This is a genomic window from Stenotrophomonas maltophilia group sp. vghtpe118 (genome assembly GCF_052605195.1).
In genome coordinates, this window is sequence record NZ_CP199672.1 from 2,621,712 (window position 1) to 2,637,067 (window position 15,356).

Here is a 15,356-nt window from a genome sequence, read left to right on the forward strand (position 1 = left end):
CTCAGCGCTGCCCCTGCAGGCGGCGCCACAGCAGCCGCGGTGCGCGCCAGAGCATGCCGAAGAACAGGCGGGTGTGCATGCGGCTGATGCGCACGTTGTCGCGCCACACATCGAAGTGCGACACGCCATCGGCGGGATAGGTCACGCGCGTGGCCAGGTGCTCGACCGGCAGCTGGCGCCAGTACAGGCGCACCATCACTTCAGTATCGAAATCCATGCGCCGGCCGATGGTCTCTTCACCGATCAGGCGCAGCACCGGTGGCAGGGGATACACCCGGAATCCGCACATGGTGTCGCGCAGGTGCAGCGACAGCGTGTTGATCCAGACCCAGACGTGGGTGGCGTAACGGCCATACAGGCGTGCCTTGGGAACACTGGCGTCGTAGGCCGGAATGCCGCAGATCACCGCGTCGGGATGCACACGCGCGGCCTCGATGAAGCGTGGCAGGTCAGCGGTATCGTGCTGGCCGTCTGCGTCGATCTGCAGCACGTGGCTGTAGCCACGCGCGCCGGCTTCAGCAAAACCGGCCAGCATCGCCCCACCCTTGCCCTGGTTGGCGTCCAGGCGCAGCAGGTCGACGCCCTGGCGCTGTGCCAGCGTGCGCAGCACCGCCGCGCACGCCTCATGCGAACCATCGTCGACCAGCAGGCAAGGCAGGCCAGCGGCCTGCACACCGTCGACCACCGCCACGATGGCGTGCTCGTGGTCGTAGACGGGAATCACCACCAGTGGCGCGAACGCGGCACCGGCAACGGCCGGGTCAGTCCGCATCGGCGAAAACCACCTTGCCGCTGGCATGCACACCGTGGCTGGAGGTATAGCGGAAGGCCAGCACGTTGCGTGCGGCATCCCAGTCCAGCTGCAGGGTCAACTCATCGCCGGGGCGGGCCACGTGCTGGAACTTCACCGCGTCCATGCGCAGGAACGCGCGCGGCATCGCAAATGCCTGGCGGCCGAAACGCATCGCCCAGTCCAGCTGCGCAACACCGGGCAGGATCGCCGCCTGCGGGAAGTGGCCCTGGAACGGCCGCAGCGCCGGGTCGAGGGTCATGCGCAGCGTGGCGCTGGCGGCGTCGCGGCAGTCCCAGACCGGCACCGGCATCAGTGGCTGGAACAGCGCCGCCAATGCCGCCTGGGTCACCTTGCCCTGCGCGTTGATCGGCAACGCCTGCACCAGCCGCCAACGGCGCGGCCGGGTCACCGCGTCATGCGCATGCGCCAGGCGCGCGCCCAGGCGTTGGCCCAGCGCACGGCGCGCGGCGTCGCCGCCCTCCAGCAGCGCCGGATCGGCCGGAACCACCACGGCGGCCAGCTGCTCGCGCTGCCCGGGCAGCACCAGCACGCGCACGTCATCCACTTCGGTGTCTTCGCGCAGCGCGCGTTCCAGAGCATCCAGCGAGACGCGGCGCTCTTCGATCTTGACGATGCGGTCGGCGCGGCCCAGCAGCCGGAAACGGCCATCGGCCAAGGCTTCCACGCGGTCCTGGGTGCGCCACCAGCCGGGAGTTTCCAGATGCGCCGAGGCCACCGCCAGGCAGCCGTCGTCGATCCGCCATTGCACACCCGGCAGCGGCTGCCACGGCGGCAGGTCGGTGTCCCAGCGGCGCCAGGCGATACCGCCGGTCTCGCTGCTGCCATAGACCTCGGTCGGCGCCACGCCCAACCACTGCCGCACCTGTCGCGCCGCGTCCTCCGGCAGCGGGCCACCGGAGGAGAACACCGCACGCAGGCGGCCATGCAGGCTGGCCCAGTCGAGCTGCTCGGGCAGGCGCTTGAGATGGGCCGGCGTCGCCACCAGCACCGTGTCGGTACCGGCCAGCGCACCCACCAGGTCTTCGTGGAAGAACCGACGCGGATGGATCAGGCGGCCGGCGGCCAGCGGCCACAGCACGCGGAACAGCAGCCCGTAGATGTGCTGGTGGGACACCGTGCCGTGCACCTGCGCGCCATCCAGCTGCGCACCGAACGCGGCCTGCAGCGCTTCCACCTCGCGCGCCAGCTGGTCCAGGCGCTTGCCGATCGCACTGGGCTGGCCGGTGCTGCCGGAGGTGAACACGCACAGCTCGCAGGCGCGCTCGTCCAGCGCCTGCAGTTCGTCGTCCAGTGTGGCGTCCAGCGCCGCCAGCGGGCGGTAGTCGGCCGGTACGTCGCCCGCGAAACCGCTCACCTGCGGCTGCAGCGCCTGCAGCGTGGCCGGCAGGTTGTCAGCGGCCAGGAACACCCGCTTGCCGGCATGCCAGGCGCCGAACAGCGCCGCAGCGAAGGCCACGGCGTCATCGAAATACAGGGCCCAGTCGCGGCCTTCAGCCGCCGCAAAGGCGGCGCGCCAGCCCCGTACGCGCTGGCGGAAGCAGGCGTGGTCAACCATGTCTCCGTCGCACAGGCCGACGCTGCGCTGCGGCCGCGCCTCCAGCAGCAGCCGGTCCAGGGCAATCCACTCAGCCATGCGCGTGCGCCGCCTTCACCCGCCGCCGCACCAGCCACTCACCTGCGAACAACACGCCAATCATCACGTACGCCAACAATCCGTTGTAGAGCATCCAGGCCCGGTCCGACGCGTACAGCGCGGTCAGCAGGGCCAGGCTGCCGTTGAGAACGAAGAAGCCGCACCACACCTGGGTGACGCGGCGGGTATAGGCCACCGCGAACGGGGGCAGGTCCGGCTCCTGCAGCCGCGCCAGGCGCTCCACCAACGGCGGCCCGAAGCGCAGGCTGGTGCCGAACACCGCCAGCATCACCGCATTGACCAGCGCCGGATACAGCTTCAGCGGCAGGGCCTGGTTGAGCACGGTGGCCAGCACCGCCAGCAGGCCGGTGCCGGCGGCGGCGGCCCACCACAACGGCTGGCGCGTGCTCAGCGCACGCAGCAGGGCCAGGGTGAACAGCAGCAGCGACAGCCAGCGCGGCTCGAAGCGGCCCATCGCCAGGTACACCAGCAGCGGGTAGGCAAGCGAAATCGCTGCCACCACGACGGTACGTGCGCGAGCCATGGCGAAGCCGCCGGCGCTGCGGTCAGGCGGCTGCCTGGTCCGGCAGCAGTCCATGCACGACATCGACGATGTCCTGCACGGTGCGCACGGCCTTGAACGCTTCCGGCTGCAGGTTGCGGCCGAGCAGTGGCTTGAGCTGCACGATCAGGTCGACCGCATCGATGCTGTCGATGTCCAGGTCGTCATACAGGCGGGCCTCGGGGGTGATCCGGGCGGTTTCAATCTCGAAGCTGTCGGTCAGGATGCTGACGATGCGTTCGAACAGTTCATTCTTGGTCATGGCAATTCCTGGCGCCGTTACGACTGGCGGGCGGCGACGAACTCGCCGAGCGCGCGCACGCTGGAGAAATGGCGACGGGTTTCTTCCGAATCGGCCGAGAGGCTGACACCGTACTTCTTCTGCAGCGCCAGGCCCAGCTCCAGCGCGTCGATCGAATCCAGGCCGAGGCCCTCGACGAACAGCGGCGCGGTCGGATCGATGTCCTCCGGCGTGATGTCCTCCAGCGAAAGGGAGGAAATGATCAATTCCTTGATCTCGTGCTCAAGTGCTTGCACGGGGCGGATCTCCAGACAGGTCGAAATAACGAGAAAGGTGCTCGGTGACGCGGCGGGCTGCCAAGGCATCCCCCCTTGGCGAGTCGTCATCGGCCAGGAAGGGCGCGATCGGGATATCTTCGCCGATCTGCAGCCGAACGTGAAAGCGACGTGAGGGGACACGATACCACTTCTGTCCCTTGGTCAACGTGGGCGGGGTGCAGGTAATCCGCACCGGGGTGATGTCCAGCCGGCCGCGGACGGCGATGTTGGCGGCCCCGCGCTGCAGCCGCGGCGGCTGGCCCGGCACGCTGCGGGTGCCTTCGGGGAAGATCACCAGGGTGCCGCCGGCGTGCACCGCCGCCACGCAGTCATCGACCAGGCCAGCGCCATCGTCATTGGAGATGTAGCCGGCCGCCCGCACCGGACCGCGCATGAACGGGTTGCGGGCCACGGCCCGTTTCACCACGCAATCGGCGTTGGGCAGCAGCGAGATCAGGCAGACCACGTCGATCAGGGTCGGGTGATTGGCCAGAACCAGCAAACCGTCGCGCTGCAGGCGTTCACCGCCCTCGATCTGGTAGGTCATCACCCCCAGCGCGCGCATCAGGCGCAGATGGCTGGCAAAGGCAACCTGAACCACGCGGCGCGCCCGGCGGCGACGGACCACCGGGTCGCGCATCAGCAGCAGCACCGGCATCACCAGCACACCCAGCAACAGGCCACCCATGCCGAATGCGGCAAAGCTCAGGCCGGTGCCGAGCACCCGCCAGGCATGATCGAGACGGCGCAGCGCCTCAGCCACGGCGCCCCCAGCGCCAGCGCTGGCCTTGGGCCACGTGCTCCAGCCCCGGCGCACCGGACAGCAGGAAGCGGTGCAGGTCCAGCGCGTGCGGCAGCGCGCCCGGGGCGGTGGCAGTGGCCTCCGGCGCCGCCTCCCACTGCAGGGAGAGGGTCGGCTGGCCCGGCATCGGCGCCGTCAAACGCCAACACCAGGCAAAGAACGGGTCGGGTTCGTCGGCGAACGTCGAGTAAATCTCGGGAAGGCGCGACTCATACACCACCACCCGCACTTCGCCGGCGCCATCGGCGAGCAGACCGGCCGCTTCCAGGCAGGCGGTTTCGACCGTGGCCTGGCCGGCGGCCAGCGCCAGGTAGTTGCCACGGTGGCCGCGCGCGATCGAGTACAACGCAGCAATCGCGTTGTGCACCGACAGGCCGAACCCCGTCGGTGACAAGGGCTGATCGTTGGACAGCGCCCCCAGCAGCTCCATTGAACGGGCCACGTCGCCGTGGCGGCTGGCGAACACCAGCGGGACCTGGCTGTCCGCCCCCTGCCCCTCCTCGCACCAGCAGGCGGCTTGGATCGCCATCCGGCCCAGCCGCTCGATGCGCCGGCGCTGCATTGCCGGGATCTCGGCCAGCGCCGGCGTGTCTTCGCCAACCGGCGGATACGGCGCATCGGCCCAGCCCAGCCACTGGCTACGCTCGCTCAGGCCGGGCGCCCAGGCAGCCCAGTCGACGATGGAGAATTCGATCATTTAGCGAAGGTGCTTCAACGGGAGAACGATAGGCACGAGCCATTACGGCGACGCGCGGCGGCCCCCCAGTCCTGCAGCCGTGCGTCCGTCCAGGACGTCGCCGGCTGCCCCCCTGGCTGCCGGAAAGGAGCGCACGCTAGCACGTCCTGCACGGGGTGTGCAGGTTTCACATTCCCCAACACGGGAGCCGGCACCGGCGGCCCCGCTTCAAACGATCAGTGGTAACCGGTATCGGCGTGCACCTTGCCACGGAACACCCGGTACGACCACGCCGTATAACCGAGGATGACCGGCAGCAGAATGACCAGGCCAACCAGGGTAAAGCCCAGCGAGGAGGCCGGCGCGGCGGCCTGCCACAGGGTCATCGACGGTGGCAGCAGGTAGGGCCACATGCCCAGTACCAGGCCGAGGAAGCCGAGCACGAACAGGGCCAGGCTGAGCAGGAACGGCGGCAGGTCATGGCGCGGGTGGTTGGCACTGCGCCACAGCGCGGCGGCTACCGCCAGGGTCAGCAGCGGCACCGGCGACAGCCACCAGAAGTTGCCGTCGCTGAACCAGCGCGCCATCAGCCGCGAATCGAGGAACGGCAGCCAGCTGCTGACCAGGCCCATCGCCGCGATCACCGCCACCACCAGCGGCCGGGTCATCTGCCGCGCCAGCGCCTGCACGCGTCCCTCTGTCTTCAGGATCAGCCAGGTGCTGCCCAGCAGCGCATAGCCGGCCACCAGCGCGGCACCGGTCAGCATCGCGAACGGGCTGAACCAGGCGAACGGCCCGCCCTGATAGACACCGTCCACCAGCGGGATGCCCTGCACCAGCGTGCCCAGGATCACGCCCTGGGCGAACGTCGCCAGCAGCGAACCGAGGCCGAAGGCCACGCTCCACAGCCGGCGTGACCGATGTGCCTTGAAGCGGAATTCAAAGGCCACGCCACGGAACACCAGCGCCACCACCAGCACCAGCACCGGCAGGTACAGCGCCGACAACAGCACCGCATAGGCCTTGGGGAAGGCCGCCAGCAGGCCGGCCCCCCCCAGCACCAGCCAGGTCTCGTTGCCGTCCCAGATCGGCGCGGCGGTGTTCATCATCAGGTCCAGCTGCTCCTCGTCCTCGGCGAAGGGGGCGAGGATGCCGATGCCAAGAACGAAGCCGTCCAGCACCACGTACATCAGCACGCCGAAGCCGATCACCGCGAACCACGCCACCGGCAGCCAGGTCATCAGGTCCATGTCAGCGCTCCTCCAGCGGTTCGTCGGCTGCCGACAGCGGGCGCGCCGGGGTGTGGCTGCCGTGGTCCAGCGACGGCCCTTCGGCGTAGGGCTGCGGTCCGTGGCGCAGGATCTTCACCAGGTACCAGATGCCCCAGCCGAACACGAAGGCGTAGCCGACCACGTAGACACCCAGCGACAGCGCGGTCATCCACGCGCTCTGCGGGCCGACCGCATCGGCGGTGCGCAGCAGGCCATACACCACCCACGGCTGGCGCCCCATCTCGGTGACGAACCACCCCGACAGCAGCGCGATGAAACCGCTGGGCAGCATCCAGTTCCAGCCGCGCAGCAGCCATGGCGAATCGAGCAGCTTGTTGCGCCACAGCTGGAAGGCCGACACCCAGGCCAGCAGCAGCATCAGCGTGCCCAGCCCGACCATGATGCGGAAGGCAAAGAACACCGGCGTCACCGGCGGCCGCTCGCTGGCCGGTACCGAGGTCAGCGGGTCGAAGGTGCCGTCCAGGCTGTGGGTCAGGATCACGCTGCCCAGCTTCGGGATGGCCACTTCGAAATCGTTGCGCTCCTCCTTCTCGTTGGGCAGCGCGAACACCACCAGCGGTACGCCCTCGCCTTCCCGGGTCTCATGCCAATGCGCTTCCACCGCCGCGATCTTCATCGGCTGGTGCTTGAGCGTGTTCAGGCCGTGCATGTCGCCGACGAAGATCTGCACCGGCACGGTCAGCGCGGCGAATGCCACGGCGGCGATCAGCATGCGCCGGCCCGCTTCCACGTGCGTGCCCTTGCGCAGGTACCACGCGCCCACGCCACCAATCACGAAACAGGTGGTAATGAACGAGCCCAGCGCCATGTGCGCGAGGCGGTAGGGGAACGAGGGATTGAACACCACCTGCCACCAGTTCACCGGATGCACGATGCCGTTGACCATCTCGTAGCCGGCCGGCGTGTGCAGCCAGCTGTTGGACGACAGGATCCAGAACGTGGAGAACAGCGTGCCCAGCGCAACCATGCAGGTGGACAGGAAATGCAGGCGCGGCGAGACCCGGCCCCAGCCGAACATCATCACGCCGAGGAAGCTGGCTTCCAGGAAGAACGCGGTCAGCACCTCGTAGGTCAGCAGCGGGCCGATGACCGTGCCGGCCACCTCGCTCAGCCGCGGCCAGTTGGTACCGAACTGGAAGGCCATGACGATGCCGCTGACCACGCCCATGCCGAACGACACCGCGAAGATCTTCTGCCAGAAGAAGTACAGCTCGCGCCACACGGGCAGCCTCGTGCGCAGCCAGCGCCACTCGATGAAGGCCAGCCAGCTGGCCGTACCGATGGTGAAGGCTGGGAACAGCACGTGGAAACTGATGACGAATCCGAACTGGATCCGGGACAACAACAACGCGTCCAAGGGACGCCTCCTGCCTGCGACCGGTGGGATACCGGACCACTTTAGGAGGATTTCGTTAAAACGGGATGCGACCGGGTGACGCGCTGCTTCACTTTGTCGCAGGGGTCAACCGTTCTGGTAGCTGCCAACCTTGGTTGGCACACACGCCCAAACGCCGACCCAGGTCGGCCTCTACCCACCGCGATTGGAGCGGCCCCTTGCCCGGCGGGTGCCTCAGTGCCAGAAATACCAGGCCGCCGCAGCCAGCAGGGCGCCAAACAACAGCACCTGCACCACCACATAACCCACGCCACCGTCGCGCGACTCAGCGGCAATGCGCTTCTGCAGCGCCTCGCTCACATCCGGCGTGTCTTCCTGCTGTGCCTGCTCACGCAACGCCTGTGCCAGCGCGCGCGCTTCCGCATCGCGAGGGTCGGTCGGTGGATTCACAGCAGCTCTCCGGCGGTGGCATGCCGCGTCAGTTCCTGCTTCAGGATCTGGCGCGCGCGGTGCAGATGGCTCTTGATGGTACCGCGCGCCAGCCCGGTCACCTGTTCGATCTCGGCCAGATCGAAATCCTCCAGGTAATGCAGGCCGACGATCAGGCGCTGCGGCGGACTCAGCCGTTCCAGTGCCGCGCCGAGCTCGCGCCCGGCCTGCAGCGCCTCGCTCAACTCGGCCGGCCCGGGGCCTTCATCGCCGATCCCCAGTTCCTCCGGCGCCTCCACCGCCACCATCCACTGCGCTTCCAGTCGCCGCCGGCGCAGGTGCTGCAACGCCGTGGTGTAGGCCACCCTTGAGACCCAGGTGCGCAGCGAGCATTCAAAACGAAACCGATGCAGCTGGCGGAACACGGCAAGGAAAGTTTCCTGCAGCAGGTCGGCGACCTGGTCGCGGTCGCCCACCATGCGTCCGATCACATGCGCGCAGGTGCGCTGGTGGGTCTCCACCAGCTGCGCGAAGGCCGACTGCGAGCCATCGATGATGGCCCGCACCAGGGCCTGGTCCGCGTCCAGCGCTTTGGCGGGGGCCGCCGTCGCCGCCGTATCCTCGCGGCGACGGCCCCGCAGTGCCGACAGCGCTTCGCCCAGCAGGCTCATGCGCGGGGCGCCCCCTGTGCCCGTGGCATGCCTGCCTCAGCCCTTGCGCGCGGCAGGCCGGGTGAAGTGCCAGGCCAGCAGCTGGCCGAGGCCGGCACTGCCGACCAGCGCGGCAGCGGCGCCAAAGGTCAGGTCACGGGCCCCGATGGCTTCCAGCAGGGCCAGGGCCAGGGCCAGGCAGACCAGGCTGATGCCCCAGCGCAACGCACCCTGGCGGCGGCGCTCTTCTTCCAGCACAGCCAGCGAGCGGATCACTTCCTCCGGTACGTGCGGGGCCACCAGCTTGCTGCGCGCGCGCGCATCGGCAATGGCATGGATCGCGTAGGCGATGCAGATGAAGAGGGTGATCGGGATCAGTTCCTGCATGGTCGGGCTCCTGTTCGGTGGATGATGCGGGTTCAGGAGAATGGATGCGCGACCACGGCAACCGGTTGCGCCACTTTGCCAATGCCGCTGCCATGACCTGTGGCCCCTGCCCCCGGCCCGGACGGCTGCTACCCTTGCCCGGTTTCCTCTTCTGGTGCCGTCCGCCCATGTCCCGAGTGCTGCCCCTGTCCCTCCTGCTGTCGGCCGTGCTGGCCGCACCGGCCGCGCATGCCGCGCCGACGCCGATCACCATCGAACAGGCCATGGCCGACCCGGACTGGATCGGTCCGCCGGTCGAGAAGGCCTGGTGGTCGTGGAACAGCCAGCAGGTGGAATACCAGCTCAAGCGCAACGGCAGCCCGGTGCGCGACACCTTCCGCCAGCCGGTGGCCGGCGGCGTGGCCGCGCAGGTGGCCGATGACCAGCGCGGCACCCTGGACGTCGCCGATCCGGTCTACGACCGCAGCCGCGGCCGCAGCGCCTTCGTGCGCAATGGCGATGTGTTCGTGCGCGACCTGCGCAGCGGCGCGCTGACCCAGCTGACCCGCAGCAACGAGCGCGCCGGCAACGTGAACTTTGCCGCAGACAACGGCGTGATCTGGCGCGTCGGCCAGAACTGGTTCCACTGGACCGCCGCCAGCGGCGTGCAGCAGGTGGCCAGCCTGAAGGCCGAGAAGGACCCGCGCACGCCGCCGAAGGCCGACGTGCTGCGCGACCAGCAGCTGCGCACGCTGGAAACCCTGCGCCGCGACCGCGAGCAGCGCGAGGCATTGAAGGACCAGGACCAGCGCTGGCGCCAGGCTGATCCGACCCGCGCACCGGGCCCGGTCTACCTGGGCGCCGACGTCGAGATCGGTGACAGCGTGCTGTCGCCGGACCTGACCCACCTGATCGTGGTGACCAAGCCGAAGGACTTCGACGACGGCCGCACCAGCAAGATGCCGCTGTACGTGACCGAGTCGGGCTACGAGGAAACCGAGGACACCCGCACCCGCGTCGGCCGTAACGGCTTCGAGCCACACACCCTGTGGTACGTGGACGTGCGCACCGGCAAGGCCGAGAAGGTCTCGCTGTCCGGCCTGCCGGGCATCAGCACCGACCCGCTGGCCGAACTGCGCCGCAAGGCCGGCAAGGATGCGCTGAAGGGCGAGCGCAGCGTGCAGGTGATGAGCGACTTCATGGGCGGCGGCATCCGCTGGAGCGCCGACGGCCAGCAGGCCGCGGTGATGCTGCGCGCCAACGACAACAAGGACCGCTGGATCATCAGCGTCAATGCTGCCGACGGCCGCGTGCAGAACCGCCACCGCCTGACCGACAACGCCTGGATCAACTGGGGCTTCAACGATTTCGGCTGGATGGCCGATGGCCGCACGCTGTGGCTGTTGTCCGAGGAATCGGGCTTCTCGCACCTGTACACCCAGGCCGGCACTGCCAAGCCGCAGGCGCTGACCAGCGGCAAGTGGGAAACCTCGGCGCCGGTGCCGTCGGCCGATGGCAAGGGCTTCTACTTCCTGTGCAACCAGCAGGCGCCGCATGACTACGAAGTCTGCGCGGTCGACACCGGCAGCCGCCAGGTGCGCGAGCTGACCAGCCTCAACGGCGTGGAGGATTTCTCGCTGTCGCCCGACGGCCAGCAGCTGCTGGTGCGCTACTCCGGCGCCTACCTGCCGCCGCAGCTGGCGGTACTGCCCAGTGCCGGTGGCCAGGCGCGCGTGCTGACCGACACCCGCACCGCCGACTACAAGGCACGCCAGTGGATCCAGCCGAAGCTGGTGGCAGTGCCGTCCAAGCATGGTGCCGGCGTGGTCTGGGCCAAGTACTACGAACCGGAAAACAAGGAACCGGGCCGCAAGTATCCGATCGTGATGTTCGTGCACGGCGCCGGCTACCTTCAGAACGTGCACCAGCGCTACCCGGCCTATTTCCGCGAGCAGATGTTCCACAACCTGCTGGTGCAGAAGGGCTACATCGTGCTGGACATGGACTACCGCGGCAGCGAGGGCTACGGCCGCGACTGGCGCACGGCCATCTACCGCAACATGGGCCACCCGGAACTGGAAGACTACAAGGACGGCCTGGACTGGCTGGTCGACACCCAGCAGGGTGACCGCGACCACGCCGGCATCTACGGCGGTTCCTATGGCGGCTTCATGACCTTCATGGCGCTGTTCCGTGCGCCGGGCACCTTCAAGGCCGGCGCCGCGCTGCGCCCGGTGGTGGACTGGCACAACTACAACCACGGCTACACCAGCAACATCCTCAACACCCCGGACATCGACCCGGAGGCGTACCGCGTGTCCTCGCCGATCGAGTACGCGCAGAACCTGCAGGACAACCTGCTGATCGCCCACGGCATGATGGATGACAACGTGTTCTTCCAGGACTCGGTGAACCTCACCCAGCGCCTGATCGAACTGCACAAGGACAACTGGTCGATCGCCCCATACCCGCTGGAACGCCACGGCTATGTGCGTGCCGATTCCTGGCTGGACCAGTACAAGCGCATCCTCAAGCTGTTCGAGCAGAACCTGAAGTGAGCAACGCCGCAGCCACGATCCGGATCGTGGCTGCGGTCATCCTGGATGACCGCGGCCGGGCGCTGGTGGTGCGCAAGCAGGGTGCGCGCCGCTTCATCCAGCCCGGTGGCAAGCCCGAACCCGGCGAGGCGCCCCTGCAGGCGCTAGCCCGCGAGCTGGACGAGGAACTGGGCGTGCAGCTGCGCGCCGATGCCGCCATCGCGCTGGGCACGTTCGAGGACTGGGCGGTGAACGAGCCCGGCCACCGCGTGCAGGCACAGGCGTGGTGGGTGCAGGTGGACGGCACGCCGCAGGCGCGCGCCGAAATTGCCGAACTGGCCTGGGTGCCGCTGCAACCGCCGCATGGCCTGCCCTTGGCACCCTTGAGCGAACACCATATCCTGCCGGCCGTCGCCACCCGGGCGACGGCCCGCTGAGCAGGCGGGCGCCGACTGCAAGGACATCGGATGTCAATGTCGATCCCGTCGATCCCCTCGCCGCTTTCCCCGGCCTATCACGCCTGGGTGCGCCCGGTCGCACAGGCTTCGTTCTGGCTGTCACTGCTGCTGACGATCTACTTCGTGCTGCAGGGACTGGTGCTGTGGCCGCTGCAGAACCTCACGCTGTGGCGCCTGGTGGAAAGCGAAGTGCAGCTCCAGCAGATGCACAGCCTGGTCTGGCTGCTGGCGCACCCGGTGGCCGCGTCAATGATCGTCGCGCTGTTGTGCCTGGCCTCGACCGTGTCCAGTTGGGGCCTGCTGCGTGAACGTCGCTGGGGCCTGTGGAGCTTCGTGGTACTGCTGCTGCTGAGTGCCCTGACCAACTTCGCAGCCGCCTGGTGGCTGGACCTGTTCATGGGCGACTTCATTCCGTTGCTGGCCGATGACCCGGCCCTGCTGCAGGAACTGCAGCTGAAACGCTGGCTGATCACGCTGACCGTGGTCGGCATGTCGTTCGTGCTTCTCGGCCTGCAGGGCTGGCTGGCCTGGCGCCTGCTGCGCCCCGACGTGCGCGCGCGCTTCCACTGAGTTCTTCCGGGCGTGGGCCAGGGCCTCCGGCAGCACCCGGCGTTTTGCCTTTGATCGTCAAGGAGACGACATGCTCTCACTCGCACCGTACCGCCACTGGCTGGCCTGGGCGTTGCTGCTGGCCACGCCGGTGGCCGCGGCACAGTCACCGCAATGCGGCCTGTTCAAGGCCGACGAAGGCAGCAGCACGCTGCGCGTCAGCTCATCCAACCGTGGCGAGCAGAAGCACTTCGGCAGCGCACCGACCCCGGTCGCGTTCCAGCAGATCGAAGGCGAGCTGCAGCTGGTGAATCTGGAATATGGCCTGCCCAGCGCGCTGCAGGTGCGCGACCGTGGCCGCACCCTCGAGGTGGACGGCACGGTCTACACCCTGCAGGCCCCTGCACAGTGCGCCGCAGCCGCCGCGCCGGCTGCGGGCAGCTGCCTGGCCGATGCGGCGGCCTGCCTGGACAACCGCCACGAGGCGACCCCCACCGCGCTGGCAGCGGCGTGCCGGGAAGGCGTGCCCGGCATGTGCCTGCAGCTGGCCGATCGCTGGCATGACGAGGCCAGGGCGCCGGCCACGCCGGATGAGGCGCAGCAACAGGCCATCCTCGATACCGCACTGGCCGGCATCGAACTGCCCGTGCCGTGCCGGAATGGCGGCTTCAGCAACGAGACACCGGCCTGTGCAGCGGCGCTGGAAGCGGATCCGGCGCTGCAGGAGCAGATCGTCAAGGCCGCGATGGGTGCGGCGATGGTCGAAGCCGTGAGCTCCGTGCTGTCACCCTCCACGCCGGTGGTGGTGCCGGCCGCGCAGCGCCAGCAGCTGTTGCAGTTGTGCCAGCAGGTCGGCCATGGCGGCTTCTGCAGCCGCGTGGCCGAGCTCTCGTGGGAATCCGGCGACCCCTTGCAGGCGGTGCAGGCACTGGCCACAGCGTGCGCGCCCGGCAATGACAGCGCCGCCTGTGAGCGCCTGCCTGCGTTGCAGGCGCTGGGCCCCTCGTTGCGGCCGCAGCCGGCTACGGCGCTGCCCTGCGGCACCTTCCGCGCCGCAGGTGGCCTGATGGATACGCTGGACTTCGGCGATGCAGGACGGGTCGGCATCGGCTGGGACAGCCAGCTGCGTGCCCGTGTCGAAGACGGCGACGTCCGCATCCGCCACGACAAGGGCGGCGACTTCGTGCTGCGGCCGTTGCCCGGCGGCCAGCTGCTGGGCCTGGACACGTGGACACGCTTCCAGGTGTTCGTGCCGACCGGCGAGGGCGCGAGCACCTGCAGCCCGCCGAAACACTACACGGTGCTGCCGCTGCCGCAGGACTGCCCGCAAGCGCTGGCCAGCGGCGGTGCCGAAGCCTGCTGCGCGCAGGGCAAGCTGCAGGGCTGCAACATTCTTGGCAACCGTCTTGCGCTGTCCGGCCAGTGGCGACAGGCGGCAGAGCACTACACCACCGTGTGCCGTGCCGGCGTGCGCGAGGGCTGCGAGAACCTGGTCGCAGCGCAGGGCCGCAGCAGCGACGTCGACGCCCATGCGACGCTGGAGCGGCTGTGCGCCGCCGACCGCAGCGGGCGCCACGTCGCCTGCGATGTGCTGGACACCGGAAACTGGAGCGCCCTGGAGCTGGGTCGCGTCCTGCAGGAGGCGGTGGACGAAGCGACGGCCGAGGACGCTCCGGCTCCGCGCACTTCCAATCGCAAGCGCTGAGCCTGCCAGGTCCTGTCCGCAGCGTTGGCCGGGCCCTGCGGTAAAGTACGCGACATGAACGAATTCGAGCGCGTTCGCGCCTACCTCACCGAGCTGCAGGACCGCATCTGTGCGGCGATCGAGGCCGTCGATGGCCGGGCCCGCTTCCAGGAAGACCTGTGGCAGCGTGCCGAGGGCGGTGGCGGGCGTACCCGCGTGCTGCGCGACGGTGCGGTGTTCGAGCAGGCCGGCATCGGCTTCTCCGACGTCGCTGGCAGTCGCCTGCCGCCGTCGGCCTCGGCCAACCGCCCGGAACTGGCGGGCGCCTCCTGGCGCGCCACCGGCGTGTCGCTGGTGTTCCACCCGCTCAACCCGTACGTGCCGACCACCCATGCCAACGTGCGCTTCTTCCAGGCGCAGCGCGACGGTGAAGTGGTAGCCAGCTGGTTCGGCGGCGGCTTCGACCTGACCCCGTTCTATCCGTTCGACGAGGACGTGCAGCACTGGCACCGGGTCGCACGCGATCTGTGTGCGCCGTTCGGCGACGAACGCTACGCCGCGCACAAGCGCTGGTGCGACGAATACTTCTTCCTGCGTCATCGCAACGAAACGCGCGGCGTCGGCGGTCTGTTCTTCGACGACCTGCACGGCGATTTCGAGCGCGATTTCGATTATCTGCGCGCGGTCGGCGACGGCTTCCTCGATGCGTACCTGCCGATCGTGCAGCAGCGCAAGGACACCCCGCATGGCGAACGCGAACGCGAGTTCCAGCTGTACCGCCGCGGCCGCTACGTGGAATTCAACTTGGTCTACGACCGCGGCACCCTGTTCGGGCTGCAGAGCGGTGGCCGCAGCGAAAGCATCCTGATGAGCCTGCCGCCGCGGGTGCGCTGGGAATACGGCTTCTCGCCTGAACCCGGCAGTGCCGAATCGCGCCTGGCCGACTACCTGGTGCCACGCGACTGGCTGTGAGGGGCGGCCTGGTCGTGCCGGCCCTGGGCTCGGCGCTA

The 15,356-nt window shown here is 68.8% G+C and carries 17 protein-coding genes; 5 read left to right on the forward strand and 12 right to left on the reverse strand.

Features of this window, described 5'->3' with window-relative positions:
• Position 1: 1 nt before the first annotated feature.
• The 12 genes from ACUDTM_RS11990 to ACUDTM_RS12045 form a co-directional block, all read right to left on the reverse strand.
• Positions 2 to 772, reverse strand: coding sequence for a glycosyltransferase family 2 protein (locus ACUDTM_RS11990; protein WP_065196793.1), 771 nt, complete (start codon positions 770 to 772; stop codon positions 2 to 4).
• On the reverse strand, positions 762 to 2,447 hold the full coding sequence (locus tag ACUDTM_RS11995; protein WP_334271643.1) for an AMP-binding protein: 1,686 nt from the start codon (positions 2,445 to 2,447) through the stop codon (positions 762 to 764). The genes ACUDTM_RS11990 and ACUDTM_RS11995 overlap by 11 nt, the downstream gene beginning before the upstream one ends.
• Entirely contained in the window at positions 2,440 to 2,991 is a 552-nt protein-coding gene (locus ACUDTM_RS12000; protein WP_445391339.1) for a hypothetical protein, read from the reverse strand. The genes ACUDTM_RS11995 and ACUDTM_RS12000 overlap by 8 nt, the downstream gene beginning before the upstream one ends.
• Positions 2,992 to 3,013: 22 nt before the next feature.
• Complete coding sequence (locus ACUDTM_RS12005) at positions 3,014 to 3,271, reverse strand: acyl carrier protein (RefSeq protein WP_005411609.1); 258 nt, start codon at positions 3,269 to 3,271, stop codon at positions 3,014 to 3,016.
• A gap of 17 nt (positions 3,272 to 3,288) precedes the next feature.
• Positions 3,289 to 3,546, reverse strand: coding sequence for a phosphopantetheine-binding protein (locus tag ACUDTM_RS12010; RefSeq protein WP_005411610.1), 258 nt, complete (start codon positions 3,544 to 3,546; stop codon positions 3,289 to 3,291).
• Complete coding sequence (locus ACUDTM_RS12015) at positions 3,533 to 4,330, reverse strand: lysophospholipid acyltransferase family protein (RefSeq protein ID WP_072167809.1); 798 nt, start codon at positions 4,328 to 4,330, stop codon at positions 3,533 to 3,535. The genes ACUDTM_RS12010 and ACUDTM_RS12015 overlap by 14 nt, the downstream gene beginning before the upstream one ends.
• Positions 4,323 to 5,066 (reverse strand): beta-ketoacyl synthase chain length factor, encoded by a 744-nt coding sequence (locus tag ACUDTM_RS12020; protein ID WP_188241460.1) that lies wholly within the window; start codon positions 5,064 to 5,066, stop codon positions 4,323 to 4,325. Before ACUDTM_RS12020 ends, ACUDTM_RS12015 begins: the two co-directional genes overlap by 8 nt.
• A 215-nt stretch (positions 5,067 to 5,281) precedes the next feature.
• Positions 5,282 to 6,295, reverse strand: a complete 1,014-nt coding sequence (gene cydB / locus ACUDTM_RS12025; protein WP_111201092.1) for a cytochrome d ubiquinol oxidase subunit II — start codon at positions 6,293 to 6,295, stop codon at positions 5,282 to 5,284.
• A gap of 1 nt (position 6,296) precedes the next feature.
• Entirely contained in the window at positions 6,297 to 7,694 is a 1,398-nt protein-coding gene (locus tag ACUDTM_RS12030) for a cytochrome ubiquinol oxidase subunit I (RefSeq protein WP_188241462.1), read from the reverse strand.
• A gap of 213 nt (positions 7,695 to 7,907) precedes the next feature.
• Entirely contained in the window at positions 7,908 to 8,123 is a 216-nt protein-coding gene (locus tag ACUDTM_RS12035; RefSeq protein WP_053498343.1) for a hypothetical protein, read from the reverse strand.
• Positions 8,120 to 8,773, reverse strand: coding sequence for an RNA polymerase sigma factor (locus ACUDTM_RS12040; RefSeq protein ID WP_353762366.1), 654 nt, complete (start codon positions 8,771 to 8,773; stop codon positions 8,120 to 8,122). Before ACUDTM_RS12040 ends, ACUDTM_RS12035 begins: the two co-directional genes overlap by 4 nt.
• Before the next feature lie 36 nt (positions 8,774 to 8,809).
• Complete coding sequence (locus ACUDTM_RS12045; RefSeq protein ID WP_153854822.1) at positions 8,810 to 9,139, reverse strand: hypothetical protein; 330 nt, start codon at positions 9,137 to 9,139, stop codon at positions 8,810 to 8,812.
• 167 nt (positions 9,140 to 9,306) lie between these two features.
• Between ACUDTM_RS12045 and ACUDTM_RS12050 the strand changes: the two genes are divergently transcribed.
• The 5 genes from ACUDTM_RS12050 to hemF all read left to right on the forward strand — a co-directional run bounded on the left by ACUDTM_RS12050 (position 9,307) and on the right by hemF (position 15,318).
• Complete coding sequence (locus tag ACUDTM_RS12050; protein ID WP_334271647.1) at positions 9,307 to 11,676, forward strand: S9 family peptidase; 2,370 nt, start codon at positions 9,307 to 9,309, stop codon at positions 11,674 to 11,676.
• Positions 11,673 to 12,092: an NUDIX hydrolase gene (locus ACUDTM_RS12055; protein ID WP_088496995.1), complete on the forward strand. Its 420-nt coding sequence runs from the start codon at positions 11,673 to 11,675 to the stop codon at positions 12,090 to 12,092. The genes ACUDTM_RS12050 and ACUDTM_RS12055 overlap by 4 nt, the downstream gene beginning before the upstream one ends.
• A gap of 30 nt (positions 12,093 to 12,122) precedes the next feature.
• Positions 12,123 to 12,683 carry a hypothetical protein gene (locus ACUDTM_RS12060; protein ID WP_227837048.1) on the forward strand — a complete coding sequence of 187 codons (561 nt, stop codon included), beginning with the start codon at positions 12,123 to 12,125 and terminating at the stop codon, positions 12,681 to 12,683.
• Positions 12,684 to 12,753: 70 nt separating this feature from the next.
• A complete protein-coding gene (locus tag ACUDTM_RS12065; RefSeq protein WP_445391340.1) occupies positions 12,754 to 14,367 on the forward strand; it encodes a hypothetical protein in 1,614 nt (537 codons plus the stop codon).
• A gap of 54 nt (positions 14,368 to 14,421) precedes the next feature.
• Positions 14,422 to 15,318 (forward strand): oxygen-dependent coproporphyrinogen oxidase, encoded by an 897-nt coding sequence (hemF, locus tag ACUDTM_RS12070; protein ID WP_072167801.1) that lies wholly within the window; start codon positions 14,422 to 14,424, stop codon positions 15,316 to 15,318.
• Positions 15,319 to 15,356: the final 38 nt, after the last annotated feature.